The organism is Schaalia sp. ORNL0103 (genome assembly GCF_019429565.1).
In the GTDB taxonomy this organism is placed as follows: Bacteria; Actinomycetota; Actinomycetes; order Actinomycetales; family Actinomycetaceae; genus Pauljensenia.
In genome coordinates, this window is the sequence record NZ_JAHXSA010000004.1 from 32,437 (window position 1) to 58,182 (window position 25,746).

Sequence of the window (25,746 nt, forward strand, 5' to 3'; positions counted from 1 at the left end):
AGCCCGGCCAGGCCCCGCAGGCCCCGCGGCGGCCTCCAATCGGGCGGGGCTTGGGGTGCGTGTGCTCTCTGGCTCTGCCGCCCACGGGCACCGCGGCCAGGCCCACCAATCCCTCCGGCGCCCTCCACACCGGCGGTGCCTGGTCCACATCAATTTCGCATGCAATTCCCCCACGACTCTTTCAAACCATGAATTCACGGCATTGGAATTGCAACGTTTTCAGACTTTATTGAAACTTCTTCGAATTGAATTGCATGCGAAATTGGGGGATGGTGACCTTGTTGGGCTGAGGTGGGGTCTTGGGTGTGACTTTTTTCGCCCCGCGTGGCCTATTGTCGGCCTGAGCGTGACAAAGTTCGCCCAGCGCACGAAAAATGGCCCAACATCGGCGGTTTGTGGCGTGCTGGGCGAATTTTGTACCGGGGTGGCCCAAGAATGCCCACTGCTGGGCGAGTTTTGTACCGGGTTGGCCCAAGAATGCCCCGCGCTGGGCGAATTTTGTACCGGGGCATCCCCGCCGCCGGCCACCTACCAGCTGCGCACCAGCTCCGCGAGAGCTGGGGAAGCCAGCCACTGCCTCGTGCCGAAGGAAGACACGGACACCGCGGCGACGGCTGACGCAAAGCAGATCAGGCGTTCCGGGTCGGCGTCCCCGCCGCGCTCGATCGCCCACGTGAAAGCCCCATGGAAAGCGTCGCCCGCCCCCAGCGTCGATGCGTCCCGGACGGCTTCGACGGGAACCTCGCCGCTCGTCCCATCCCACCAGTACTGCACGGAGCGATCCCCGCGCGTGCGCACAGTGCGCGTGATGCCGAAGCCTCGCAGGAACTCGGCGACCTGCGCCCCATCCGGGCGCGCCATCAGCGGCGGCGCGAAATCCTCCGAAACGACAGCGATGTCCACGAAGCCCAGCAGGGGAGTGAGCCAGTCCTTCCACGAGCCGCCGTCCAGGATGCGCGGGTGCGGCGGGCGAGCCTCGAGCAGGGCGAACGGGTCTTCCCCGTCGACTTCGGGCACGCCCAGCGTGAGGGCCGCATGCGCGAGCGCCGGGTTGTGCCCGTCGATGAGGACCGCGCCGACGCGCTCGGGCAGCTCGGCCGCCACGCGCTCCGCGTCCGCGTCGAGCCGAGCGTTCGTGGAAGCCACCATGCGACCGCTCGGGTGCTCAATGATCGAGGACACGGCGGGCTCGCGCGATGCGGGGGACGAGGCCGGGGCGCTCTCACGCTCGCCCGCGTCGGTGGGGTGCTCGCCCGCCTCGGGAGCGGGGGATGCGGTAGGGGCCGTCGCGTCCACGACGCGCACACCCACGGCCGCGAGGTCGGCCGCAAGGAAGGCGGCAACGGGGCCTTCGCCGAGCGCTGTCAACAGAATCGGCGCTTCCTCAGAGTCAGCGGGAGCGCCCGAGGCGGCCCCGGCCTCGTGCTCAGGACCAGAGAGAACGCGCGAGGCCGCGCACAGCGCCGCGTACGTGACGGCCGCGTTCGTCGCGGGACCGCCTGCGGCCATCGTGAAGTCCGTCGACGTGACCTTCAGGAAAGGGTCCGGCACGTGGTCGAGTCGATGCAGGACATCCAGGGTCGTGAGCCCGGCGAAGAGAGCAGTCATGGGGACATTGTCGCACCCGGTGGCCGCGCGAGACGGCATGGCCGCGGCTCTCGCTGACAGGCCGACAAACCCTGTAGCATATGGGCAACGACACTCATCGACTCCTCCGGATCGCCATGCACCTGCTCGACGCGCTGAACAACTCCCTGCCCGAGGTCTTCCGAGCCATTGACCTCATGGGCGTTCTCCTCAACGGCATCCTCGGTGGCAAAGTTGCCCGAGAACGCAACTTCGACGCCGTTGGCTTCTGCATCCTCGCGATCATGACGGCGCTCGCGGGCGGCATGATCCGTGACCTGCTCCTGACGACGCGCACCGGAGCGCCCGTCGCCATCACGGACCCCTACTACCTGGGGTTCGCGATCATCGGGGCTCTCATCGCGATGGCTTTCCGCATGGATTCGCGCGCGTGGTCGGTGCTCCTCGTGATCGCCGACGGTATGGTGCTGGGCTGTTGGAGCGCGACCGGTGCGATCAAGACCCTCGACGCGGGGTTTGCGATCATGCCGGCGATCCTCATGGGCATCATGACGGCGATCGGCGGCGGCATGGTCCGCGACATCTCCGCAGGCCTGGTCCCGCGCGTCTTCGGCGGCAACAACCTCTACGCGACCCCCGCGTTCGCGTGCTCGCTGGTCACCGTCATCTTCTGGCACATGGGCCAGCCGGTCCTGGGCATGGGCGCGTCCATCATCGTGGGCCTCGTGTTCACGGGAATGGCGCATTGGCGCCGCTGGAAGCTCCCCCAGACCCGCGAGTGGACCATCACTCTCACATATTCACAGTTAAAAGCTCTGCGTGGGGGCAAGCGTTAGTATGGCGGTGTGACTCCCAAATCAACACCCGCATCTTCGTCCCCCGCAGCGACGCCCGTCTCGGGGGGCAAGCGTTTTAAGACGTGGCACCTGTCCATGATGGCCCTGGGCCTCGCCATCGGCGCTGGCTTCTTCCTGGGTACGGGTTCCGCGATCCATCAGGCCGGTCCGGCCGTCATCGTGTCCTACGCCCTGGCGGCCGTCATCGTCGTGTCGGTCATGCTGGCTCTCGCGGAACTGGCTTCGTCCTTGCCGTCGACGGGTTCCTTCTCTTCTTACGCCGAGGCCGGGATCGGTCGGTGGGCCGGGTTCACGATCGGGTGGCTGTATTGGGTCATGCTCATCATGGTGTCGGGTCTGGAGGTGACGGGCGCGGCGACGTTCTTCGTTGGCTGGTTCCCCGCAGTTCCGCAGTGGGTGGTTGCCCTCGTTATTGTCGTTGTTATTGGCGGTATTAACCTGCTGGCGGCCGGGCAGTACGGCGAAATTGAGGCCTGGCTGTCGATGGTGAAGATCGTCGCGATCGTCGCCTTCCTGGGCGTGGGCGTCTACCTGGTTGCGCGCACGGCGATCGTCGGCCCCCTGCTGGGTCATGAGGGTGTGCTGCAGAATGTGCTGGGGCACAACGGTTTCGCGCCCAACGGCCTGTCGGGTATCGCGGTCGCTCTCCTGGCTGTCATCACGTCCTTCGGTGGCCTGGAGATCGTCACGATCGCAGCCGCCGAGGCCGAGGACCCCCGCGCCGCCATGAGCAGCGCGATTCGCTCGGTCGTCACCCGTATCCTCGTGTTCTACGTCGGCTCCGTCATCCTGCTGATCGCGCTGCTGCCCTGGGACGGCGAGGCCATGAAGACGAACGCCTTCGCTGCCGTTCTCGAGATGGCTGGCGTCCCCGCGGTTGGGACGCTCATGAACCTCATCATTTTCATGGCGCTCATCTCGGCGTTCTCCGCGAACATCTACGCCTCCTCCCGCATGGCGTACTCGTTGTCGGCGCGCGATATGGGTCCGCGATGGCTGCTCGGCGCGTCCGCGTCCAACAAGGCTCGCGCGCGCTCGGTCGTCGAGGCGGCCCTCGAGGACGACGAGGCCCTCCTGGCCAACGAGCTCCAGGGCGACATCGAGGCGGGCCGGACCCCGAAGCGTGCGGTCGGCCTCGTCGTCGTGCTGGCGCTGCTGGCTGTCCTGGGCAACTGGTACCTGCCCGGTTCGATCCTGACGATGCTCATCAACGCGATCGGTATGGTTCTGCTGATCGTGTGGACGTTCATCATCATCTCGCTGATGCGCCTGCACCCCTCGCTGGATCGCTCGGACTCACTCGTGATTCGTATGCCCGGGTGGCCGTGGCTGCCGTGGTTGGTCCTCGTGGGTCTGGGCGGTATTGGTGTCCTCATGCTCATGAGCGACGAGGGCCGGGCTCAGCTGGTCTCCATGGGTGCGCTGACGCTCCTCATCATCGCGATTTACTTCGTGCGTCAGCTCGTGGGGTCGAGCAAGAGGGCCTAATTATCCACAGGAGCCTACCCGCCTGGACGCAGATGCCGGTGGGTGGGTGCATCATGAGGGCACCCCGAACGGTCGGGGTGCCCTCATTGTGTGGGTGGCGTGAGAGAAAGGAGAGGGAGATGGCGCGCAAGAGGCGCAGGAGCATCGGGGACACGGTCCTCCTGCTGGTGATTCTCGCGGCGCTCGTGTGGGCGTTCGCGCCCGGCGTCGGCTGGGACCTGCTGGGCCTGCGTTCGCGCCTGGGGTGGCCGCCGCTGCGCAGCGGGCAGGCGCTGTCCTCTCTGCCGGATAGCGAGGCTGCCCGCCAGCTGCGTGAGCTCACGGTCCGAGAGTCGGTCGACGATCCGGCTGCGCCGTCGTATGACCGCGAAGCCTTCGGGCAGCGCTGGGCAGACACCGACCACAACGGCTGCGACACCCGTAACGACATTCTTGCCCGTGACCTGGCGCGCCCCACCTTTAAGCCGGGCACGCGCGATTGCGTCGTCCTGTCGGGCACGCTCGCCGAGCCCTACACGGGTGCCACGATCGAGTTCCAGAGGGGGGACAAGACCTCGTCCCTGGTGCAGATCGACCACGTTGTCGCCCTCGCGGACGCGTGGCGCTCGGGCGCCTGGCAGTGGGACGCGCAGCGCCGCCAGGAATTCGCCAATGACCCGGAGAACCTGCTCGCCGTGGATGGCCAGGCCAACGAGGACAAATCGGCCTCGTCCGCGGATCAGTGGCTGCCGCCCAATACCGCGTTCCGCTGCGACTACGTGAAGCGCCAGATCGCCGTCAAGAACGCGTACGGGCTGAGCGTCACCCGTGCTGAGCAGGACGCGCTCGCCGAGCAGCTGTCTATCTGTTCCGGGTGATGGGTGGGGTGCTAGCCCTGCGCCGTGCGCCGCTGTGACGCGCAAATCTGACCAGCAATTTCCAGCGGATTCCCAGCCGTTTTCTCACAATGTGTCCATCTCGTGTGGAACTGAGCGCACGTCCGCAACATTGCCCGATAACGCCGGTAATGTTCCCCTCAAGGGGAGGGGTGACATGTACACGGCAATTAACTGGGCGCTTGATCTGGGCCTTTACGCCGCTGTCTGCGCGATCACGTGCGCGCTGTGGTGGTTGCTCGGGCGCCGAGGTGAAACCAGTGCCACCGCGGGGCGTGCCGAGGCCTCGACCGACTCCGCTCAGAGCGCCGGGCGGGTGAGCCGTGCACGCCTGACCGTCGCTCAAGCATTGCCGCTCATCTATCGCCGCTCGAAGCAGACGGGTGCGCTCCTGCCTCGCGAGGAGAACCCGGACACCCCGACGACGGCAGAGATTCCCATGGTCGCGGCCCCCGCCTCGTCGATGTGGAGGTTCCCGCGCGCCCTGCCTCTCGCCTGGATCCTGTACGCGGCAGGCCTGCTGATTTTCACGCTGCTGCCGCTGCCCTCCGACCCGGTGGCCGCGTGCGCCGCGATCATTCACTGGGATAACTACACGCCGTTCGGTTCCTTTGTGGCTGTCGCCGACCAGTTCCGTGACGGCGAGAGCCTGCGCGGCACCCTGTACGCGCTGTCGATCCTGCTCAACATCGCGCTGTTTGTGCCCCTCGGAGCGCTCGCGGAAACCAGCTGGCGCTTCCGTCGCATGCGGCGCGCCCCCGAGGGTGTGCCAGCCGACGGGTCTCGCCTGGCCCGATCGGTCCCGCATCGCCGCGTCCTGGCGTGGGTGGCGATCGGCTGTGCCGTCTCCTGCCTCATCGAGCTGACCCAGTACACGGGCCTGTTCGGCGTCGTGCCCTGCACCTACCGTGTCGTCGACATCGACGACGTCATCATGAATACGCTGGGCGCCTACGCGGGCGTGCGCCTGCTGCCCTTCATGGCGCGCAACTCGCGCTTCATGGGCGCGTAGAGGTGCAAATGACCAAACTGAGCAATAAGCCATCTCCCTATGTTTGAGAGTGCGCCTCGGGCGCACATGAAACATGCTGGTGGCGCTTGTGAATCATGGTGCGTAGGTGTTTGCGCGTAGACATAGCCATGATCGAATGGAACATTGCTGTTCATGCATAAGAAATGAGTGCGTCAGATGCATATGTTGATAAAAGTCCTCTGGTATAAATCTATCCCGGCTATTCTTTGATTAGCTGAACCTTCGAATTGTGAAAATGCTGTGATTTGTGGTCAGTGGGTGGAGAACTCTGTCAGGGTATTCATTCTCCGATTTGCCTGAATGTGCTCGAAATGCTGTTGAAATATATGTGGACTTGAGGACTGTGATCGGGTTGGGGGGGCTGATCGATTGAAGCCGTAAAAGTGTGTGCTCATCGGAGCCGCGTACGACCTATCGAAGCGTGATTGACTCGCCAATGATGGTAGTTCAATGTAAATTGAAACTTCATTGAAAGTAGTTGTAATTTATTGCCATTTATCCTGAAGGCTGAGAGTGAAGCTTGCGTGGGGAAGTACATGGCGTTACTGTATGGGTATGATGAATAAGGCAAAATCCTCTAATCGCTATTGGCATAGCCCTGATAGGTTTGTTGGCTCTTCATAATTGAGGGTGTGGGGGTGGTATGCGGGGTTGGGCGTGTCGTGGCCGGGTAGAGGTCGAGGTCTTCCGATGATGGGGGTTGCGACACCGTCCATCTGAAAGACCTCGACATGTCCAATGCTACCTTTGATCGCCCTGATCTGAGCGCCTTCACGGGCCTGGATGACCTAGGACTGGAAGTGATGGGTCAACGTGTAGGAGACGATCGGACCGTCTTGGCCTGCAAGGTAGTGGGTGAGGATCGGTGGTGCCGACAGTGTGGGGGTGAGGGCGTCGTACGTGACACGGTGGTCAGGCGCTTGGCTCACGTACCCTACGGGTGGCACCCCACCATGTTGCACGTGAGCGTGCGCCGCTACCGCTGCCCAGAGTGTGCTCACGTGTGGCGTCAAAACATGAGTGCAGCGGCCGACCCGCGTGCGAAGCTCTCGCGTGCGGCGGTGCGCTGGGCGCTGGTGGGCCTGGTGGTCCATCATCTGACGGTGGCGCGCGTCGCCGACGTATTGGCCGTGTCGTGGAACACTGCCAATACCGCGATCTTAGGTGAAGGCCAGCGCATGCTCATCGATGATCCTGATCGTTTCGAGGGGGTGCGTGTCATTGGCGTGGATGAACACGTGTGGCGACACACCCCATACGGGGACAAATACGTCACCGTCATCTTGGACTTGACTCCTATACGTGACCGTCGTGGTCCCTCCCGGCTCCTGGATATGATTCCGGGCCGATCCAAGCGGGTTTTCAAAACCTGGCTGGCCTCCCAGCCCGACACCTGGCGCGAGCGCATTGAGATCGTCGCGATGGATGGATTCACCGGCTTTAAGAGCGCCGCCGCCGAAGAGCTCCCAGACGCGAGGGCGGTCATGGATCCTTTCCACGTTGTGCGCCTGGCCGGTGATGCTCTCGATGAGTGCCGCAGGCGCATTCAGCAAGAACTTCACCATCGGCGCGGGCGGGCCACGGATCCCCTGTACAAGGCTCGCAGGATGTTACACACCAGATCTTGCCTGCTCACCCCACGCCAGCAACACCAGCTAGCCGATCTGTTCGCCAGCGATTGCCACGTCGCACTCGAAGTCACCTGGAGCGTCTACCAGAACATCATCGACAGCTACCGCGATCCCCACAAAATCCGCGGCAAGGCCCTAATGCAAGCCGAAATCAACACACTGACCTCCACGCGCGTACCCAGGGGCCTGACCGAGCTCATCACGCTGGGCAGAACGCTCAAACGCAGAGCCGGAGACATCTTGGCTTACTTCGATCATCCCCACACCAGCAACGGTCCTACCGAAGCCATCAACGGCCGCCTCGAACACCTACGCGGATCCGCACTCGGATTCCGAAACCTCAACCACTACATCACCCGAGCACTCCTCGAAACCGGAGGATTCAGACCCCAACTACACCCTCAATTATGAAGAGCCGGTTTGTTCAGCAAGATCGGCTCGTTGATCGCCTCCTCGGTAAGGCAAGTAAGGACTATCCCAATGGCAGTCATGCTCTATTGTCAGAGACAATTCAAAAGTTGCAAAATGTTGATGGGCTGGAGCGAATTGGTGATGAAGTGTATTGCGGTCTTATGGGAGGTGATCACTTTGGTGAAAGTAGGTACAGCGATAAATATAGGTTGATTACTGTTGGAGTTGATCTCATAAAAGGGGTGATGAAGGCTGCCAAATTGTACCTGTATATGGATGTGATTAGTGCGGAGTATTTACAGCATTTCTCCTCGCCTGGAAGCCAAGCTGGTGAGCAGCATAAATGTCTGGTCCGAGAATTCGATCGCATGTCTGAAAGCTTTAGGAATTGCATTGCTTCGTCAATGTTGCGACGCAAGAATGCTGCAACACCTGTTAAATTGGACCATGGGATGGTAGTGGATAGTGTTCTATACTATCTTGATGGTAAGATTAACAAATATTGCGACTCGCATCCTTGTTTTCATTGCCAAATTGATCATCTGGTCAAAGGTGCTCTAGTGTGGACTATATGTCATGAAGTGGCACATGAAATGCATGTGAATGCATCAAAAAGAAGTAGGGAAAAAATGCTGGGCAAGCTGGGCGACTCCCTGGTTAAATTCCTTGAGAAACGGTCTGATATTTTCAGCGTTTCAGACGAGCACTTAGATGAGTATTTATGTGATTACATTGCATATGAGTATATCCGTGGATCGCAACTTGATGGTCATACTAAATTTTGCGCATTTGTTGCTTCGCAACTTGTCTGTGCTGTCATGGCAGTCCGTGAGGGGGATGCGGCTGATGTGGATGTGAGTGCTGATACGCACCCGCATCCCCTTCATCGTGTTATTTTGAATCAAATGGCATATTTGGAGATGTTGTGTAGCGAAAATGCGTTTTTTCAGGAGATGGATCAAGAGGTAGTTAGGTCTATGATATTTGCTCGTTTTGTAGCGGGCTACTACTCGTTACGTGAGAACGGTTTTGAAGAGTTTTGTTTATCGGATGCAGTTATGTTGCGAGCTCAACTCTATGAGTACTTGATTAACTCCGACCGCCACTTCCTCTCTGAGATTCGCGATCAGGTGCTGGGTGTGACTTATTCTTCATCGAGCTGACTCAGTACACGGGCCTGTTTGGCGTCGTGCCCTGCACCTACCGTGTCGTCGACATCGACGACGTCATCATGAATACGCTGGGCGCCTACGCGGGCGTGCGCCTGCTGCCCTTCATGGCGCGCAACTCGCGCTTCATGGGCGCGTAGCCGTCCATTCCGAGAGTGTGGCGCAGACTTGCTCAAGTGTCACGTGTGAGGAAGCGACGGCGATGACAAGCTCGTAGACGTCATCGTTGGACACGTCTTTCTGGATCTCCAGCGCATTGAGTGATAGAAAAACGGAACATGCGGCCCACGCAAGGCGTTTGTTTCCGTCGATCAGCGCGTGGTTTTTCGTGAGCGACTCGAGGAGGGCTGCGGCCTTGGCGGCGGTGGACGGGTAGGCGTCCTGACCCATCAGCGTTGTTTGGGGGCGCAGTGCTGCCGCATTGAGGAGGCCGAGATCCCGGACAGGACCGATTTTCAGCGCGGATACGATGTCCAGCAGGTCTTCAAGCGAGAGAAACTCGCACGGCATGTTGTTACTGGCCGAGCCGCTCAAGTGCGTCCCCCCAGCGCTCAACGGTTTGGTTGAGTGCGTCGGTGACGCGCTGACGGTGGGTCATGCGGTTGAATTCCTCATCGATGGCGCGCAGCACTGCGTCGTGTTTTGACGTGCCGGAACGCTGGGCGAGCTCATCGAGCTTGCGTGCGTGTTCCTCATCGAGTCGGAGTGTCATAGCCATATCGACATGGTATCACTCTGATACCACTTGTGTGGCCTGTCTACAGCCAGCCGGCGGCGCGGGCCAGGGACGCGGCCTCGGCGCGGGTGCGCGCATCCATCTTCAGCATCGACGACGACACGTGGTTGCGCACCGTCCCCTGGCTGAGTCCCAGAGAGTGAGCGATATCCGCGATGGTGCCGCCGCCCTCGACCTCGCGCAAAACGTCTGCCTCGCGGTCCGTCAGGGGCGAGGAGCCCGCCGACAGTGCCTCGAGGGCCAGGCTCTGGTCGATCGCGCGGCCACCCGCAGCCACGGTGCGCACACCGTCGGCCAGGGCTTCGACCGGCGCGTCCTTGACCATGAAGCCCGTCGCCCCCGCGTCGAGGGCACGCTGCAGGTATCCCGGGCGCCCGAACGTCGTCACGATGAGCACGCGCACCCCCGGGAAACGGGAACGAATCGCCTGCGTGGCCGTGATGCCGTCCATGTGAGGCATCTCGACGTCGATGATGGCAACGTCGACGGGGGCGCTCGCGTGGGCCGGGGCGTCCGCCGATACCAGGCGCGCCAGCTCCTCGAGGGCCTGCGCGCCATCGGCGGCCTGCGCGACAACCTCGATGTCGTGCTCCAGGTCCAGCAGACCCGCCAGGGCGCCACGAATCATCGCCTGGTCGTCGGCTACGAGTACCCGAATCGTCACGTCACCCTCCTGTCTGCGCTTGGGGTACCAGGCTAGCGCAGGTCGCAGGATCATCTCTCGGGCGTGCTCGCCCTTCAGGACGAGTGGGCGTCGGGCGTGGCCTCGAAGGCCAGCGCGAGCGTCCAGGTGGAGCCCGACGCGCCCCAGGTGAGCGTGCCCTCGTCGCCGACCAGCTCGGACAGGCCCGCGAGCCCCGAGCCGGATCCCGCGCTCGACGCGGCGTAGGCGGCCGAGTAGCCGTCATTCGCGACGGTCACGCCGCCGGGGGAGAGGCGAATACGAACCCACGAGGGGTGCGCGTGCAGGATCGCGTTCGTGACGCCCTCGCGAATCACGTGGGCGGCCGCGGCCGAACGAGGCCCCGACGGTGGTTCGCCCTCGTTCGTGATGTCGGCGTCGACGCGCGCGACCTCCAGGAGGGCTCGTGCCTCCTCAAGCTCCTCGGTGGGCGACAGGGCCCGCGTAGCCGCCACGATGCGGCGGACGTCAGCCAAGGCCTCGTTCGACTGAGCCGTGACCGTGCGCAGCTGCTCGCGCGCCTCCTCCACGCGCCCCGCCTCCAGGAGGCGACCCGCCAGCTCAGATACCATCGTGATCCCAGTCAGCGAGTGCCCGAGGATATCGTGCAGGTCCGTACTCAGGCGCGCACGCTCGGCGGCCTTCGCGCGCTGAATCGCGTCCTGGCGGCGCAGGCGCTCACGGGCCGAACGCTCCATGCCCCACCGGGCCATACCGACGAAGCCGATAAGGAGGGCCAGGTACCAGATCATCCACAGTGGCTCTCCCTCGGCATAGGCGGCCACGCCCGCGATGGCGACGATCGGCACGACGCCCGCGACAATGTATCTGCTTGGCGCCTGGAAGATCCACGCGACCAGCAGATACGACGTCAGCATGAACGCGTAAGGGAAACCGACGGCGGTCGCGTAGACGAGGTAGATGGCCGTCGTCGCGGCCAGCGCCGCGTGGGAGAGGATGAACGGCCTCGTGAAGGAGTTGCGCGCGGGCAGGGGATTGGTCAGCCATGCCGCCGAGTTAGCGGCCGCGAGGAGGGCGCACAGCCCGATGATGCCCGCGCGCTGGGCCGTGTCCGTCAACTCCAGGGCGTAGGCCAGGGGGAAGCCCATGAACAGCATCCACGGGGTCGCCCACGCCAGGGAGATTAAGCGCTCCTTCATGGCACAAGCCTATCGACCCGTGTCGTGGGATGCGCCCCACCAGGCGATGCCCGCCGTGATGACCGCCCACCCGGCGATGTTGAGCCACGCGGCGGTCGGCATCGTCACAGTTCCGGCGACAGCGTAGATCGCCTGGACGGCGCCGTACAGGGGCGTGAAGGGCGCGATCTGTGCGACGAAGGGCGGCAGCTGGTCCAGCGGGATGAACATGCCGGACACGAACGCGCCCATCAGCATGACGAACGCGGAGGCGCTGTAGGCGTTCTCGCCCTTGATCGTGTATCCGCAGGCCAGGCCGATGAGCGCACCCAGGGCCGACAGGGCGACGACGACCGCAGCGCTGGCCGCCCACGCGCCCGGGGTCATCTGCGCGCCCGTGGCCAGGCCAAAGCTGAAGGTGATGAGCGTGATGAATGCGCTCAGCGCCACGAGGGCCGTGAGGCGCACGAGGAGGATCACCCACGGCTGGATGGGGGTCAGAGCGTACATGCGCGAGATGCCGGTCGTGCGCTCGACGGACAGCGTTGCACCGAGTGAGCCGCCGACCAGGATGACGCCGTACGTGGTCATCATCGCGATCATCGCGGCTGCCAGGTTCCCGCGCCCGGTCTGGGTCGCGCGCGCAACATCGGTCATGCCGAACATCGCGTACATGAACATGGGGAGCAGCAGGGCAAACGCCATGTTCCACGGGTTAAGGATGTGGGACAGGAACGTCGCGCGCCACAGCTTGCCCGCTCCGGTGAAGGGGGAGGGGATCGGTCGGTCGGTGGGACGCGTGGGTGCCTGGGTGGTCATGATGCCTTCTTCGTGTGTCGTGTCTGCGTTCGTGGGGCGGGGGCCTCGGCGTCGGCCTCGGGACGAGGCTGGGGCCGGCTCATCGGGGTGGGCGTTGGTTGCGCTCACTCGGCGTCGGCGTGGGAGGTGATGCGCTCAAAGACGTCTTCGAGGTCCTCGTTGTCGGCGACGACCTGCTCGGTGGGCGCGTCCAGGAGGACCTTCCCGGCGTCGATGATGACGATGCGGTCGGCGTCCTTGCGGGCCTCGGTCAGGTAGTGCGTGGCGAAGAGGAGCGTGCGGCCCTCCGCGGCCTCGGCGCGCATCGTCTCCCAGAAGGCGCGGCGGGCCAGCGCATCCATGCCGGCGGTCGGCTCGTCGAGGATCAGGAAGTCAGGGTTGCCGGCCAGTGCGAGGGCGAGGCGCACGCGCTGGCGCTCGCCGCCGGACAGCTTGTTGAGGGGGCGCTTCGCGAGTTTCGTGAGGTTCGTGCGTTCGAGGAGCTCGTCGGTGGGGATCGGGTTGGCGTGCATCGCGGCGACCAGGTCGATCGTGTTGCGGACCTTTCCGTCGCGCGGCATCGATCCGGTCTGGAGCATTGCGCTCACGAGGGAGCGGCGCACGGCCTCGCGCGGGCTCATGCCGTAGACGCTGATGTCGCCCTGCGTGGGGGTGGCCAGGCCGAGGACGATGTCCAGGAAGGTGCTCTTGCCCGCGCCGTTGACGCCGAGGAGCGCCACGATCTCGCCGGGCATGAGGGTCAGGTTCACGCCGCGCAGCGCGTCGACGTGGCCGAAAGACTGGTGGATGTTCGTCGCCTGGAGGGCGGGCGTTGCTTCTGCGTTCATGGCTCCCAGTCTGCGCGCGTATTAATGGTGCCGGAAGTGTCCTTTGATGTAGGTGGTGCCATGACAAATGTCAGGGGCGGCCTCTTCCAAAAGTCGCACGTAATTTAATGCGGTCACTTTTTGAGATAGCCTGCAAACGTTGCAATTCCAATGATGGTATTTCAAACTGTGAAGCAGTCGTCGGGGAATTACGTGCGAGATTGCTTTGGTTGGGCGGCCACGCCCCCTCAAGGCGCTGCCTCGCAGCCACCAAACGGGGGGAATTGCACTACACGGGGGTCCGACACGCCGGCGACACGCCGCAAGAGGGCTTCGTGTAGTGCAAAACCTCCTTTGCTGCCGGCGTGGAGAGCATCGGAGGCGCCGGAGGGATTGGTGGGCCTGGCTGCGGTGCCGTGGGCGGTGGCGGGGCCTGGTTGGGCTATTCACAGCGACCCGGCCCCTCCGGCGCCCGGAACACCCGTGGGGCCGCAAGCAACCCGGCAGCACACAGCAAGGGGCCCGAAGCGCCGCAGCGCCTCGGGCCCCACACTCGCGTGTGTCAGTTGCTCACAGGTTGAGCTGGATGTTGCGGCCGGGGACGGCCTCGATCAGCTCGCGCGTGTAGTCCTGGACCGGGTTGTTGAACAGCTCGTCCGTCGAGTTGGCCTCGACGAGCTTGCCCTTCTCCATGACGATCACGTCGTCGGCGATCTGGCGAACAACGGCCAGGTCGTGCGTGATGAACAGGTAGGACAGGCCCAGCTGCGCCTGCAGGTCGTTGAGCAGGTACAGGATCTGGTTCTGCACCAGAACGTCCAGCGCGGACACGGCCTCGTCCAGGACGATGACCTCCGGGTTGAGTGCGAGGGCGCGGGCCACGGCCACGCGCTGGCGCTGGCCGCCGGAGAGCTCGTTCGGGTAGCGGCGCATGGCGCTACGCGGCAGGGCCACCATGTCGAGCAGCTCGGAAGCGCGCGCGATGCGCAGCTTCTTCGGGTTGAACTCGCGCTTTTCGGCGGCGGTCAGCGAACGCTTCGCGTTGGCGGCCTCGACGAGGACGCGCATCCACTCCTCGGGCTCGCGGCCCGTGGCTTCGGCGCGCTTGATTTCGGCGCGCGCGTACTCCAGGGTGCCGTAGCCGTGGATCTTCAGGGGCTCCTCGATCAGTCGGTAGATCGAGAACATGGGATCCAGCGAACCGTAGGGGTTCTGGAACACGGCCTGGAGGCGGCGGCGCAGGCGGAAGAGCTCTGCCTCGCTCATCTGCGAGGTGTCCTCGCCGTCGAAGTAGACCTTGCCCTTGGTGGGCTTGAGGAGCTGCAGAACCATGTTCGCGGCGGTGGACTTACCGGAGCCGGACTCGCCGACGACCGCGAGGGTCGTGCCGCGGCGCAGCTCGAAGGACACATTGTCGACGGCCAGGAAGGTGTCCTGGCCCTTCTTGGCGCCGCGGATGTCGAATTTCTTGGTGAGGTTTTCGACGCGGATGATGGCGTCCGTGGAGGTTGCGCCCTTGCCGGCACCGACGAGCTCTTCCTCGGTGACCGAGATGCCCTGCTTGTGAGCGGACTCGATGCGCGCGGAGGCCAGGGAGGGCGCGGCGGACACGAGGCGCTTCGTGTAGGGGTGCTGGGGGTGCTGGAGGATCTCCAGGGCGGGGCCGGACTCGACGATGCGGCCGCGGTGCATGACGACGAGCTGCTCGGCGCGCTCGGCGGCCAGGCCGAGGTCGTGCGTAATGAACAGCACGGCGGTGCCCATCTCGGAGGTGAGCTTGCCGAGGTGGTCGAGGATGCGGCGCTGGACGGTCACGTCCAGAGCGGAGGTCGGCTCGTCGGCGATCAGCAGCTTGGGGTGCGCGGCCATACCGATGGCGATGAGGGCGCGCTGGCGCATGCCGCCGGAGAACTCGTGCGGGTACTGGTTGGCGCGGCGTTTCGCGTCGGGCAGGCCGGCTTCCTTGAGGAGCTGGGTCACGCGCTGGCCGGCCTCGGAGCGGGGCACGACGTTGTTCGCGAGGAGAGCTTCCTTGACCTGCGTGCCCACGCGGAGCACGGGGTTGAGGTTACTCATCGGGTCCTGGGGGACGAGGCCGATGCCGGACCCGCGCAGCTCCACCCACTGCCTGGTGGTCAGGTGGGTGATGTCGCGGCCGTCGAACTCGATCTTTCCGCCCGCGACCTTGCCGGTGCCGGGCAGCAGGCCGATGACGGCGGCGGCGGTCGTGGACTTACCGGAGCCGGACTCGCCGACGATGGCGACGGTCTGGCCGGGGTAGATGGTCAGGTTCGCGCCGCGCACGGCGGGGACGACGCCGGTCGAGGAGGTGAAGGTGACCTCCAGGTCCGTGATCTTAAGCAGGGGCTGCGCGTCGTCCGGGTGGATGTCGGACGAGGCCGGGGCCGCGCTGGGGGCGACGGCTCGTTCGACGATCTCTTCCATCTCCTTGTCGGAGAGCTGGGGGGTGTTCGTTTCGCTCACTTGCGTGCCTTCGGGTCGAGGGCTTCGCGCACGGCGTCGCCCATCATGATGAAGCTGAGGACGGTTAGGGCCAGCGCCGCGCCCGGGTAGAACAGGACCATCGGGTTGGTGCGCAGGGACGTCTGGGCGGACGAGATGTCAGCGCCCCAGGAGACGACCGAGGTCGGCAGGCCGATGCCCATGAAGGACAGGGAGGCCTCGGACACGATGAAGGTGCCCAGAGCGACGGTCGCGTACACGATGATGGGGGCCATCGAGTTCGGGATGATGTGGCTCAGCAGGATGCGCGCGCGGGATGCGCCGGTTGCGCGGGCTGCGGTGACGAACTCTTCGTTCTTGGCGGACAGGACCGAACCGCGGGTGATACGCGCGATGGAGGTCCAGCCGAACATGGACAGGACGATGACGACCATCATGATGGAGCGCGAGCCCTTGAACATCTGCATGAAGACGATGGCGGCGAGCAGCAGCGGGATGGCGAAGAACACGTCGGTGATGCGCGAGAGCAGCGCGTCGAACCAGCCGCCGAAGTAGCCGGCGAGTGCGCCGACGGTGCCGCCGATCAGGACGACCGCGATGGTCGTGAGGATGCCGACGGACACGGATGCGCGGGCGCCGTAGACGACGCGGGCGTAGATGTCGCAACCCTGCTTGTCGAAGCCGAAGGGGTGACCGGCTGTGGGGCCGGCCAGGGACGAGGACAGCTCGCAGAACTTCGGGTCGGTCGAGGTGAACAGCCACGGGAAGAGGGCGAGGAGCGCGGCGAGCGTGATGATGGCCGCGGCGATCCAGAAGGTCGGGCGGCGGCGCAGGCGCTTCCAGGCCTCGCCCCACATGGACGAGGGGGCACCCTCGTCGGCGACCGCGTCGACGGCACCGAGGCCGGTCTCGTCGATGTCGGAGACGTAGTGGTCCTGGCCCGCGCGGGTGCGGGTGATGTTGGCGGAAGGAATCTGGTCACTCATAGCGGATCCTCGGGTCGAGCACGGCGTACAGGAGGTCGACGATTAGGTTCGCGATGATGTAGACCATCACGAGCACTGTTGTCATTGAGACGACGGTCTGGGGTTCGCCCTTGATGATGGCGCTCCACAGGGTGCCGCCGACGCCGTGGATGTTGAAGATACCCTCGGTGATGATTGCGCCGCCCATGAGGGCGCCGAGGTCGCCGCCGATGAACGTGGCGACGGGGATGAGGGAGTTGCGCAGGATGTGGCGCGTCATGACAACGCCGTTACTCAGGCCCTTGGCGCGCGCGGTACGCACGTAGTCGGCGGAGACGTTCTCGGAGACGGACTGGCGGGTCAGTCGGATGACGTAGGCCAGGGAGACGCCGCCGAGCACCATGGCCGGCATGGTGAGGCTCCGGAGGTCGACGGAGGCCGAGGCCGTGGTCGGCAGGATTGCGAGCTGAACGCCCAGGACGTACTGGAGGACGAAGCCGAGCACGAAGGTGGGGACGGAGATCAGCAGCAGGGAGACAACGAGGATGGTGGAGTCGAACCACCCGCCGCGGCGCATGCCCGCGACGACGCCCAGGCCGATGCCGAGGATGGTCTCGATGGCGAGGGCGTAGAGGGCGAGCTTGGCGGTCGTCGGGAAGGCGGTCGCCATGATGGACGTGACCTTCTGGCCGTTGAACGCGGTGCCGAAGTCGAGGGTGAAGACTCCCTTGAGGTACAGCAGGTACTGCATCCAGAAGGGCTTGTCCAGGTTGTACTGGGCGCGGATCTGCGCGGCGGCGGCCTCGGAGAGGCCGCGGTCGCCACCGAGTGCGGCGACGGGGTCACCTGGCATCAGGTAGACCATCGCGAAGATCAGAAAGGTGGCTCCGAAGAAGACCGGGATGGTCTGGAGGAGTCGCCGTCCGATGTAGCGGAGCATGGACAATCCTTTAGTGTTCGTGTCGTGGGAGGGGAGGTACCGATCCCTGGCGGAGCCTCGCAGGCGAGGCCGACTATGGTCTCATCATAGGGTAAAGAATGGGCAAATGGCGCATCGGTCTCTCAATTTGTCTGCCGTATCAACCCCGTGATGCTGTTTTGAGATGAAAGTGTGTTCCGTGTCAATGCGGGTACGCAGTGCGCCGCTGAGCTGCGTTGATGTGTGTGGGGCTGTCGAAAAGATATACACGAGGGGCGGGCGGCTCGCGCCGCCCGCCCCTCGTGGCGAGGTTACCCTTGCGTGATCACTTCTTGGTGATCTGGTACATCACGGGCTGACCCTTCCAGTCGAACTTGACGTTGTCGACGTTCTTGGACCATGCGCCGTTGACGTTGGTGTACCACAGGGGCACAGCCGGCATGTCGCGCAGCAGGATGGTCTGGGCCTGCTCGAGGATCTTCGCGGCGTCGGCGCTGCTGGTGGCGGAGGACGCCTGGGTCACCAGGGAGTCGAACTCGCTGTTGGAGTAGCCGCCCTTGTTAGCGTCGGCACCGGTGGCGTACTGGGGCTGCAGGAAGTTGTACAGCGCCGGGTAGTCGCCCTGCCAGCCGTTACGGAACGCGCCGGTCATCTCACCCTTGTCCTCTGCGTCGAGCAGGGACTTGAAGTCGGCGAAGGGGTTGCCTTCGGCGTCGATGCCCAGGGTGTTCTTGATGGAGTTAGCGGTCGCGTCGACCCATTCCTTGTGGCCACCGTCGGAGTTGTAGGCGATGGTGAAGGAGCCGTCCCACGGGGAGATGGCGTCGGCCTTGGCCCACAGTTCCTTGGCCTTCTCGGGGTTGTAGGTCAGGACATCGTTGCCGGAGACGTTGGCGTCGTAGCCCTCGAGCGTCGGAGCGGTGAAGTCCTTGGAGGGGGTGCGGGTGCCGTTGAAGATGTTCTTCACGATGGTGTCACGGTCGATGGCCATGGAGATGGCCTGGCGACGCAGCTGGCCTTCCTCACCGGAGAAGTGGGGCAGGTACTGCGGGATCGTGAAGTACTGGGCGCCAGCGTAGGGCTGGTTGACGGTGCGGCCGGAGAGCTCGGACTCGTAGGTGGCGAACACGGAGGCCGGCACGCCATCAAGGACGTCCAGGGAGTCGGAGGACAGGTCCTGGTAGGCGGCGTCGAGGCTCGAGTAGAAGACGAAGGTCACGCCCTCGTTCTGGGCCTTGGAGTCGCCCACGTAGTTCTCGTTGGGGACGGTGGTGAACTTGACGTTGTGCTCCCACGCGTCGGCGGAGGCCATCTTGTAGGGGCCGTTGCCCACGGGGGCCTGGCCGCCGGCCTCGGGGTTCTCCAGGGTCGAGTCCGGGAGCGGCGCGTAGGCGACGTAGCCCAGGCGCGACATGAAGTCCGAGGTGGGGTTCTTCAGTTTCGCGGTGAAGGTGTAGTCGTCGATCTCGGTCAGGCCGGTGATCTCGCCGTTGCCCTCGTCGTCGGTGCCCTCGAAGATGCTGAAGAAGGCAGCCTGCTGCTGCTGCTTCGACGTGATGAGGTTCCAGGCCTTGATGAAGTTGTGGGCCTGGACGGGGGTGCCGTCGGAGAACTTGCGGTCGTTGTGGAGCTTGATGGTCCACTCGGACGCGTCCTCGTTGGGTTCGATGGACTCGGCGACGTCGAGGACGGCCTTGCCGTCAACGTCGTAGCGGACGAGCTGGCTGAACAGGACGGTCAGGATCTTTCCGCCGCCGTTTTCGTTGGTCAGACCCGGCAGGAGCGGGTTCTGGGGCTCGGTGCCGTTGGTCGTGACGACCTTGTCGCCGGAGCCGGACGACGTGGTGCCGCCGCCGGCGCAGGCGGTCAGAGCGAGCGCGGCAGCTGCGGGGATGACGAGCCATGCCTTCTTCAGGTTCATGGATTCTTCCTCCTGGTTGATGGGTGGAACTGGGGGCGGTGCCCTCAGGTATGGTCCGAGATTAACCCGTGCCGCGTGGAATTCATGAAAGATGTCCATCATGTGCGCATTACATTTTGGTTACAAACGTAAAAAGTAGGTCAAATGATGGTGTGGGTCACATAAAAGAGCATGGGGTGTGACCAAGTATTCATGCGACGAGGCCGGGGCTGAGCGTGCGCACACACCCGGCCACTGCCTCGTCGAGTCGAGAAGCGAGAATTAGGAAAGCAGACCCTCGGAAACGAGCCAGTCGTGGGCGATCTGAGAGGCGGACTTCTGCTCGACCGTCGACTCCCGGTTCATCTCGATGAGATCCTGCGCGTCCAGCGCCTCGCTCACCCTGTTGATGACCGCGGTCGCGTCTTCGTTTACCCGCGAAGAGGCCAGGGGCACCACGTGCGAGGCGAGGAACAGGCCCTTCGGGTCCGTCAGGACCGTCAGCGTTCCGTCCGCGAGCGCCGGGTCGGACGAGTAGATGTTCGCGAGCTGGATGTCGCCGTCCTTCAAGGCTTTGACCGTGAGGGGGCCGCCCGAATCCTCGATCGGGGTGAAGTTGACGGTCACTCCGTAGAGGTCCTTCAGTCCGGTCGGGCCGTAGGGGCGCGTGCGTAGCTCCGAATTGCCGCCCAGCGTCAGCGTGCCCGCGTTCGCGAGGTCGCCGATCGACGTCAGTGAGTGTGCTTGCGCGAAGTCGGCCGTCACCACGTAGGAATCCTGGTCGGTCGCGCCAGCCTGCTCGAGGGCGCGCAGGCCCGAGGGGAGCGCGGTCTGCAGAGCCGAATACACCTCGTCCGTAGATCGCGCGGTCGCGTCAGCATCCAGGTACTGCAGCAGGTTGCCCGTGTACTCGGGGAACACGTCGATCGATCCGGCCTCGAGCTCGGGCATGTAGACCTCGCGCTGGCCGATCCGCATCTGGCGGTCGACCGTAAACCCGGCACCCTCGAGGGCCTGGGCGTACGCCTCGGCGAGGATCTCGTTCGAGTAGTAGTCCTGCGACCCCACGACGAGCGTCGTTGAGCCGTTCTCTGAACTTCCGGTGCTCGCGTTGCCGCCGACCGACTCCGCCGAACCGCAGGCGGCCAGCGCCAGGGCGGAAGCTGCGACGGCAGCCATTGTGATCATCGTGCGTTTCATAGTGACTCCTTGGGTGAGTTGTCTTCATCGTCTGAGAAAGAATGGGTGCGGGCGCGAAGGCGTCGCGCAACCAGCGCCAGGAGCGCGTCGGTCGCCAGTGCGAGGGCGACGACGACAATCGCGCCGCCGATCATCTCCGCGTAGTCTCGGGTCTTCAGGCCCTCGTAGAGGAAACGGCCGAGGCCGTAGTTCGCCGTGTAGGCCGCCAGCGTCGTCGTCGCAATGACCTGGAGGGTCGCCGACCGCACGCCCGCCGCGACGAGGCCGGCCGCGTGTGGGGCCTCGACCTGCGCGAGGACCTGGGGTTCCGTGAGGCCGATTGCTCGCGCAGCGTCCACGGTCGCGCGCGGCGTCGAGGCGATGCCCGAGTAGGTCGCCGACAGGAGCGGCGGAATCGCCAGGATGAGGAGAGCCAGTGTGGGCGCGGCCAGTCCAATACCCAGCCACAGGCCCGCCAGCGTCAGGACACCGAGCGTCGGAACCGCACGGGCCGCGCCCGTCGCGCTCACCAGCCATCGGCCCCTGCCCGTGTGCCCGATCCAGGTGCCCAGCGGCAGTGCGATGAGGGCCGCGAGCGCCACGATCAGGAGGGTGAGGCCCAGGTGCTCGGTGGCCCTCACGAGGATCCCGGACTCACCTAGCCAGTGAGCGGGGACCGCCAACCACTTCAGGGCGTCGAGGAGAATGTTCATGCCCGCCCCCTCCTCGTCCACGGAGTGAGGGTCCAGCCGATTCCCTGGATCAGCGCATCGATGACGAGCGCAAGGAGAACCGTTGCGACCAAGCCGGCCACGACCTCGGCGATGAGGCCGCGCTGAAAACCGTCAGTGAACAGCGTCCCCAGCGAGCGCACCCCGATGAACGCGCCCACCGTCACGAGCGACACCGTCGACGTGGCGACCACGCGCGTGCCCGCGACGATGACGGGCGTCGCCAGGGGGAGCTCCACCTCGACGAAGCGTCGAAAGAGCGGGTAGCCGCACGCGTTTGCGGCCTGCAGGGTCGCGCGAGGAATCGCGCGGAAGCCCTCCGCGGCCTGTCGCACCAGCACCGCCACGCCGTACAGCGTCAGGACAATCACCATGTTGGCGGGAGAACGCAGCGCCACCCCGACGATCATGGGAATGACAATCAGGAGCGGCAGCGACGGCACCGCGTACAGCGCCGACAGGGCAGACAACACCCAGCCGCCGCGGCGCGAAAACGCCGCCCAGCGCGCGATCGGCACGGAGAGCAGCACCGACAGTGCGATCGCTGGGAGGGCGATCCACAGGTGAGCAAGAGTCAGGGAGCCAATGAGCCCCCAGTTGGAGGACAGCCAGGTCACGGACGCTCCCCGGCCTCGTCGGTCGTCAGCGTGCCCACGGGTGTGCCGGCGTCGTCGACGACCAGGCCACCCGGCCCGGCGACGCGCACCGGGCGTGCCGCGCGCGAGGCTCCGACGAACTCCGCAACGAAGGGCGAGGCGGGAGAGGAGAGCAGCTCGGTGGGCGTCCCCACCTGCTCGATGTGGCCACCCGTCGAGAGGACGGCAACCTGGTCGCCCAACGTGAACGCCTCGTCCACGTCGTGTGTCACGAAGAGGATCGTTGTGCCCAGCACCCGCTGAATCTCCTTCAGCTCGCACTGCAGCTCTGTGCGCACGATCGGATCCAGCGCGCCAAAGGGCTCGTCCATCAGCAGGATGTCCGCGCGATTGGCCAGCGCCCGAGCCACGCCCACGCGCTGACGCTGGCCGCCCGACAGCTGGGCGGGGTAGCGATCGGCCATCTCGCGATCCAGGCCCACCAGCTCGAGGAGCTCGAGCGCGCGCTCGCGGGAGGCATGCTTCGTGGCGCCCTCCAGGCGCGGGACGGTCGCGATATTGTCGGCAATGCTTCGGTGGGGGAAGAGGCCGCCCTCCTGCAGGACGTAGCCGATCGAGCGGCGCAGGCGCACGGGGTCCTCGCCTGCGACGTCCTGGTTTCGTACGAATACCCTGCCCGAGGTTGGGGTGACCATCGCGTTCACCATCCGCATGAGCGTCGTCTTGCCGCAGCCCGAGGTGCCCAGGAAGACGGTCGTGGAACCCTGCTCGACGGTGAGGGAAAAGTCCTCGACGGCGCGTGTGCCGCCCGGGTAGGTCTTGGAGACGTGATCGAAGCGAATCATGCGCGCTCCTTGGCAGCCTCGGCGATGAGCGCGAGGCAGCGCGTCAGCTCCTCGCGCTGGGCTGCGGAGAGTGGTGCGAAGAGGCGCTCCTGCTCCTTGTCGACGATCGTGCAGGCCTCCTCGAGGTGCGCCAGGCCCTGCTCTGTCACCGTCAGGATGGTCGCGCGCCGGTCGTGCTCGCACGGGGTGCGGTGCAGCAGCCCGTCGCGGTGGAGGCGATCCACGAGGCGCGAGGCTGCTCCCAGGGTGATGCCCTGGCTTGCTGCGACCTCCTGAATGCGGCACGCGGGGGTGTCGCGAACCGTGCGCAGGACGAGGAAGCGGCCGAGCGTGAGCGCGTTTTCCGCCTCGGAGAGGGCGGATTCGACCGCGTTCCACGCGCCCATTTCCGTGTGAATCAGCGCCGTGAAGAGCGAGGGTGCACATGTTGCCATGTTTGCTACCTTACACGTAAATAATTAACACGTATGGTGTTTGTGCGGGGAAGTTCGTTGAGTATTTGACGAGATAGGCGTTCTTGTGCTGTTTGTGAGCGGCCCACAACTGTGTGTGGGGCGTGGTCGGCGGGACTCGGCGCGGTGCTACAGTGCGTGGTATCGGCGAGTGGCAAGCTCCGGGGCCCTCGCTCGACGCAAGTCAGTGCCCAGTCGTGGGTGCGTTTTCCCGGCGCGTGACGCGCATATCGATGAGGAGTGTTAAAGGTGCGGAAACGTCTCTACTCTCTGCTGGATGGTGATGGGGGAGCGGCGATGTGGTGCGGGCACGTCATGACCGTGCTCATTATCGCCAGCCTCCTTCCCCTGTGCTTCAAGGAATCCAGCCCCGTCCTCGAGACAATCGAGTACGCCTGCGTCCTCGTGTTCATCGCCGACTATCTGGCACGATGGGCGACGGCGGATCTGAAGCTCGGCAAGGGCGCATTGTCGTTCCTGATCTATCCCTTCACCCCCATGGCCGTCATCGACCTGCTGTCGATCCTGCCAGTCTTCAATGCCCTCAACGACGCGCCGCGCACGCTGCGAGTCCTCCGCCTGTTTCGGGCCCTGCGGCTGTTCAAGCTCATTCGCTACTCGAAGAGCGCCTCCGTCATCGCCGCCGTGTTCGAGAAAGAGAGGGAGGCGCTGCTCGCCGTCCTCGGCCTGGCCATCGGCTACATCCTCGTCAGCGCCCTCGCCATCTTTAACGTCGAGCCGGAAACCTTCAACACCTTCTTCGATGCCGTGTACTGGGCGGTCGTCTCCCTGACGACCGTCGGCTACGGCGACCTCTACCCCACCTCCGACGTGGGGCGTGCCATCGCCATGATCTCCTCGCTCATGGGCGTCGCCGTCGTTGCCCTGCCCTCGGGCATCCTCACGGCGGGCATGCTCGACGAGCTGCGCGGCGGCGGAGACGTCGGCGACTGATGTGCATGGACTTTTGTGGCTCTTCGCATTTGAGGGTGTAGGTGTTGTGGGCGGGGTTGGGCGTGTCGTGGCTGGGTAGGGGTCGAGGTCTTCCGATGATGGGGGTTCCTACACCGTCCATCTGAAAGACCTCGACATGGCCAATACTATCTTTGATCGCCCTGATCTGAGCGTGTTCACGCGCCTGGATGACCTGGGCCTAGAAGTGACGGGCCAGCGCGTTGAGGCAGACCATGCAGTGTTGGCGTGCCGTATTACGGGTGAGGACCGGTGGTGTCGACGCTGCGGGTGCCAGGGCATTTCTCGTGACACGGTGGTCAGGCGCTTAGCTCACGAGCCTTACGGGTGGCGTCCCACGATCTTGCATGTGAGCGTGCGCCGCTACCGGTGCGAGACGTGTGCTCACGTGTGGCGTCAAGACATGAGTCAAGCGGCCGATCCGCGCGCGAAGCTCTCGCGTGCGGCGGTGCGCTGGGCGCTGACGGGCCTGGTGGTCCACCATCTGACGGTGGCGCGCGTCGCCCAGGCCCTCGGTGTGTCCTGGAAGAGCCGCCAATACTGCTGTCCTGGCTGAAGGGGCGCGCCTGCTGATCAATGATCCAGCACGGTGTGAAGGCGTGCGTGTCATTGGCGTGGATGAACACGTGTGGCGCCACACCCCCTACGGCGACAAATACGTCACCGTCATCTTGGACGTCACTCCCGTACGAGACCGTCGCGGTCCCTCCCGGCTCCTGGACATGGTCCCGGGCCGCTCCAAGCAGGTTTTCAAAACCTGGCTGGCCTCCCGCCCTGACACGTGGCGCGAACGCATTGAGATCGTCGCGATGGATGGATTCACCGGGTTCAAAAGCGCAGCCGCTGAAGAACTCCCCGGCGCGAGGGCAGTCATGGACCCCTTCCATGTCGTGCACCTGGCTGGCAACGCCTTGGATGAGTGCCGCAGACGCATTCAGCAAGAACTCCACCACCGGCGCGGGCGTGCCACCGACCCCCTATACAAGGCCCGCAGGATGTTACACACCAGATCCTGCCTGCTCACCCCACGCCAGCAGCACCAGATCCTCGACCTGTTCGCCAGCGATTACCACGTCGCCCTCGAAGTCACATGGAGCGTCTACCAGAACATCATCGACGCCTACCGCGCACCCGACACGGACGTGGGTAAGGCCCTGATGCAAGCCGAAATCAATACACTGACCTCCACACGCGTACCGAGGGGCCTAACCGAGCTCATCACGCTGGGCAGGACACTCAAACGCCGAGCCGGGGACATCCTGGCCTACTTCGATCATCCCCACACCAGCAACGGTCCTACCGAAGCCATCAACGGACGTCTCGAACACCTACGCGGATCCGCACTCGGACTTGCGAAACCTCACCAACTACATCACCCGAGCACTCCTCGAAACAGGAGGATTCAGACCCCAACTACACCCCCAATTATGAAGAGCCGGAAATCCGGGCATTGCACTGACGATGATTGCGGTGCACCGGGGGAATTACGTG

23 protein-coding genes and 2 pseudogenes are annotated in these 25,746 nt (G+C 64.4%); 9 read left to right on the forward strand and 16 right to left on the reverse strand.

From position 1 onward, the window contains the following. Positions 1 to 528: 528 nt before the first annotated feature. A complete protein-coding gene (locus JJJ16_RS09620) occupies positions 529 to 1,608 on the reverse strand; it encodes a PfkB family carbohydrate kinase (RefSeq protein WP_219752569.1) in 1,080 nt (359 codons plus the stop codon). Positions 1,609 to 1,724: 116 nt separating this feature from the next. Here JJJ16_RS09620 and JJJ16_RS09625 point away from each other — a divergent pair, with 116 nt between their 5' ends. From JJJ16_RS09625 to JJJ16_RS09655, 7 genes and pseudogenes are all read left to right on the forward strand, one after another. Further along, positions 1,725 to 2,423 (forward strand): trimeric intracellular cation channel family protein, encoded by a 699-nt coding sequence (locus JJJ16_RS09625; protein ID WP_219752717.1) that lies wholly within the window; start codon positions 1,725 to 1,727, stop codon positions 2,421 to 2,423. Between the two features lie 9 nt (positions 2,424 to 2,432). Next, positions 2,433 to 3,932, forward strand: a complete 1,500-nt coding sequence (locus tag JJJ16_RS09630) for an amino acid permease (protein WP_219752571.1) — start codon at positions 2,433 to 2,435, stop codon at positions 3,930 to 3,932. Positions 3,933 to 4,051: 119 nt separating this feature from the next. Then, entirely contained in the window at positions 4,052 to 4,789 is a 738-nt protein-coding gene (locus tag JJJ16_RS09635; protein WP_219752573.1) for an HNH endonuclease family protein, read from the forward strand. Positions 4,790 to 4,964: 175 nt separating this feature from the next. Beyond that, the gene (locus tag JJJ16_RS09640; protein ID WP_219752575.1) at positions 4,965 to 5,819 is read left to right on the forward strand and encodes a VanZ family protein; all 855 of its coding nucleotides are present in this window, start codon (positions 4,965 to 4,967) and stop codon (positions 5,817 to 5,819) included. A gap of 752 nt (positions 5,820 to 6,571) precedes the next feature. Continuing rightward, the gene (locus JJJ16_RS09645) at positions 6,572 to 7,882 is read left to right on the forward strand and encodes an ISL3 family transposase (RefSeq protein ID WP_101602518.1); all 1,311 of its coding nucleotides are present in this window, start codon (positions 6,572 to 6,574) and stop codon (positions 7,880 to 7,882) included. Further along, on the forward strand, positions 7,879 to 9,045 hold the full coding sequence (locus JJJ16_RS09650) for a hypothetical protein (protein ID WP_219752577.1): 1,167 nt from the start codon (positions 7,879 to 7,881) through the stop codon (positions 9,043 to 9,045). The genes JJJ16_RS09645 and JJJ16_RS09650 overlap by 4 nt, the downstream gene beginning before the upstream one ends. Continuing rightward, positions 9,036 to 9,191 (forward strand): annotated as a pseudogene (locus tag JJJ16_RS09655) (VanZ family protein); the annotation flags it as partial. The gene JJJ16_RS09650 and the pseudogene JJJ16_RS09655, both read left to right, overlap by 10 nt. Here JJJ16_RS09655 and JJJ16_RS09660 read toward each other — a convergent pair. From JJJ16_RS09660 to JJJ16_RS09730, 15 genes are all read right to left on the reverse strand, one after another. After that, positions 9,178 to 9,561, reverse strand: coding sequence for a type II toxin-antitoxin system death-on-curing family toxin (locus tag JJJ16_RS09660; protein WP_219752721.1), 384 nt, complete (start codon positions 9,559 to 9,561; stop codon positions 9,178 to 9,180). The pseudogene JJJ16_RS09655 and the gene JJJ16_RS09660 sit on opposite strands and share 14 nt — an antisense overlap. 4 nt (positions 9,562 to 9,565) lie before the next feature. Further along, positions 9,566 to 9,769 carry a type II toxin-antitoxin system VapB family antitoxin gene (locus JJJ16_RS09665; RefSeq protein ID WP_003797348.1) on the reverse strand — a complete coding sequence of 68 codons (204 nt, stop codon included), beginning with the start codon at positions 9,767 to 9,769 and terminating at the stop codon, positions 9,566 to 9,568. A gap of 40 nt (positions 9,770 to 9,809) precedes the next feature. After that, positions 9,810 to 10,451 carry a DNA-binding response regulator gene (locus JJJ16_RS09670; protein WP_219752579.1) on the reverse strand — a complete coding sequence of 214 codons (642 nt, stop codon included), beginning with the start codon at positions 10,449 to 10,451 and terminating at the stop codon, positions 9,810 to 9,812. A gap of 74 nt (positions 10,452 to 10,525) precedes the next feature. Then, positions 10,526 to 11,629 (reverse strand): sensor histidine kinase, encoded by a 1,104-nt coding sequence (locus JJJ16_RS09675; protein WP_219752581.1) that lies wholly within the window; start codon positions 11,627 to 11,629, stop codon positions 10,526 to 10,528. Positions 11,630 to 11,638: 9 nt separating this feature from the next. Further along, positions 11,639 to 12,427 (reverse strand): ABC transporter permease, encoded by a 789-nt coding sequence (locus tag JJJ16_RS09680; protein WP_219752583.1) that lies wholly within the window; start codon positions 12,425 to 12,427, stop codon positions 11,639 to 11,641. A 104-nt stretch (positions 12,428 to 12,531) separates the two neighbouring features. Continuing rightward, the gene (locus JJJ16_RS09685; protein WP_219752585.1) at positions 12,532 to 13,254 is read right to left on the reverse strand and encodes an ABC transporter ATP-binding protein; all 723 of its coding nucleotides are present in this window, start codon (positions 13,252 to 13,254) and stop codon (positions 12,532 to 12,534) included. A gap of 549 nt (positions 13,255 to 13,803) precedes the next feature. Then, positions 13,804 to 15,717, reverse strand: coding sequence for a dipeptide ABC transporter ATP-binding protein (locus JJJ16_RS09690; protein WP_219752587.1), 1,914 nt, complete (start codon positions 15,715 to 15,717; stop codon positions 13,804 to 13,806). Further along, on the reverse strand, positions 15,714 to 16,682 hold the full coding sequence (locus JJJ16_RS09695) for an ABC transporter permease (protein ID WP_219752589.1): 969 nt from the start codon (positions 16,680 to 16,682) through the stop codon (positions 15,714 to 15,716). The genes JJJ16_RS09690 and JJJ16_RS09695 overlap by 4 nt, the downstream gene beginning before the upstream one ends. After that, positions 16,675 to 17,601, reverse strand: a complete 927-nt coding sequence (locus tag JJJ16_RS09700; protein ID WP_219752591.1) for an ABC transporter permease — start codon at positions 17,599 to 17,601, stop codon at positions 16,675 to 16,677. The genes JJJ16_RS09695 and JJJ16_RS09700 overlap by 8 nt, the downstream gene beginning before the upstream one ends. Before the next feature lie 304 nt (positions 17,602 to 17,905). Further along, the gene (locus JJJ16_RS09705; protein WP_219752593.1) at positions 17,906 to 19,501 is read right to left on the reverse strand and encodes a peptide ABC transporter substrate-binding protein; all 1,596 of its coding nucleotides are present in this window, start codon (positions 19,499 to 19,501) and stop codon (positions 17,906 to 17,908) included. 261 nt (positions 19,502 to 19,762) lie between these two features. Then, the gene (locus JJJ16_RS09710) at positions 19,763 to 20,680 is read right to left on the reverse strand and encodes an ABC transporter substrate-binding protein (protein WP_219752595.1); all 918 of its coding nucleotides are present in this window, start codon (positions 20,678 to 20,680) and stop codon (positions 19,763 to 19,765) included. Continuing rightward, entirely contained in the window at positions 20,677 to 21,372 is a 696-nt protein-coding gene (locus JJJ16_RS09715) for an ABC transporter permease (RefSeq protein ID WP_219752597.1), read from the reverse strand. Before JJJ16_RS09715 ends, JJJ16_RS09710 begins: the two co-directional genes overlap by 4 nt. After that, positions 21,369 to 22,007: an ABC transporter permease gene (locus tag JJJ16_RS09720; RefSeq protein WP_219752599.1), complete on the reverse strand. Its 639-nt coding sequence runs from the start codon at positions 22,005 to 22,007 to the stop codon at positions 21,369 to 21,371. Before JJJ16_RS09720 ends, JJJ16_RS09715 begins: the two co-directional genes overlap by 4 nt. After that, a complete protein-coding gene (locus JJJ16_RS09725; RefSeq protein ID WP_219752601.1) occupies positions 22,004 to 22,831 on the reverse strand; it encodes an ABC transporter ATP-binding protein in 828 nt (275 codons plus the stop codon). The genes JJJ16_RS09720 and JJJ16_RS09725 overlap by 4 nt, the downstream gene beginning before the upstream one ends. Then, positions 22,828 to 23,265, reverse strand: a complete 438-nt coding sequence (locus JJJ16_RS09730; protein ID WP_219752602.1) for a MarR family winged helix-turn-helix transcriptional regulator — start codon at positions 23,263 to 23,265, stop codon at positions 22,828 to 22,830. Before JJJ16_RS09730 ends, JJJ16_RS09725 begins: the two co-directional genes overlap by 4 nt. A gap of 267 nt (positions 23,266 to 23,532) precedes the next feature. On the opposite strand from JJJ16_RS09730, the gene JJJ16_RS09735 reads away from it, so the two are divergent. Further along, positions 23,533 to 24,237: an ion transporter gene (locus JJJ16_RS09735; RefSeq protein WP_219752604.1), complete on the forward strand. Its 705-nt coding sequence runs from the start codon at positions 23,533 to 23,535 to the stop codon at positions 24,235 to 24,237. Positions 24,238 to 24,373: 136 nt separating this feature from the next. Continuing rightward, positions 24,374 to 25,686, forward strand: a pseudogene (locus tag JJJ16_RS09740) (ISL3 family transposase). Positions 25,687 to 25,746 lie beyond the last annotated feature (60 nt).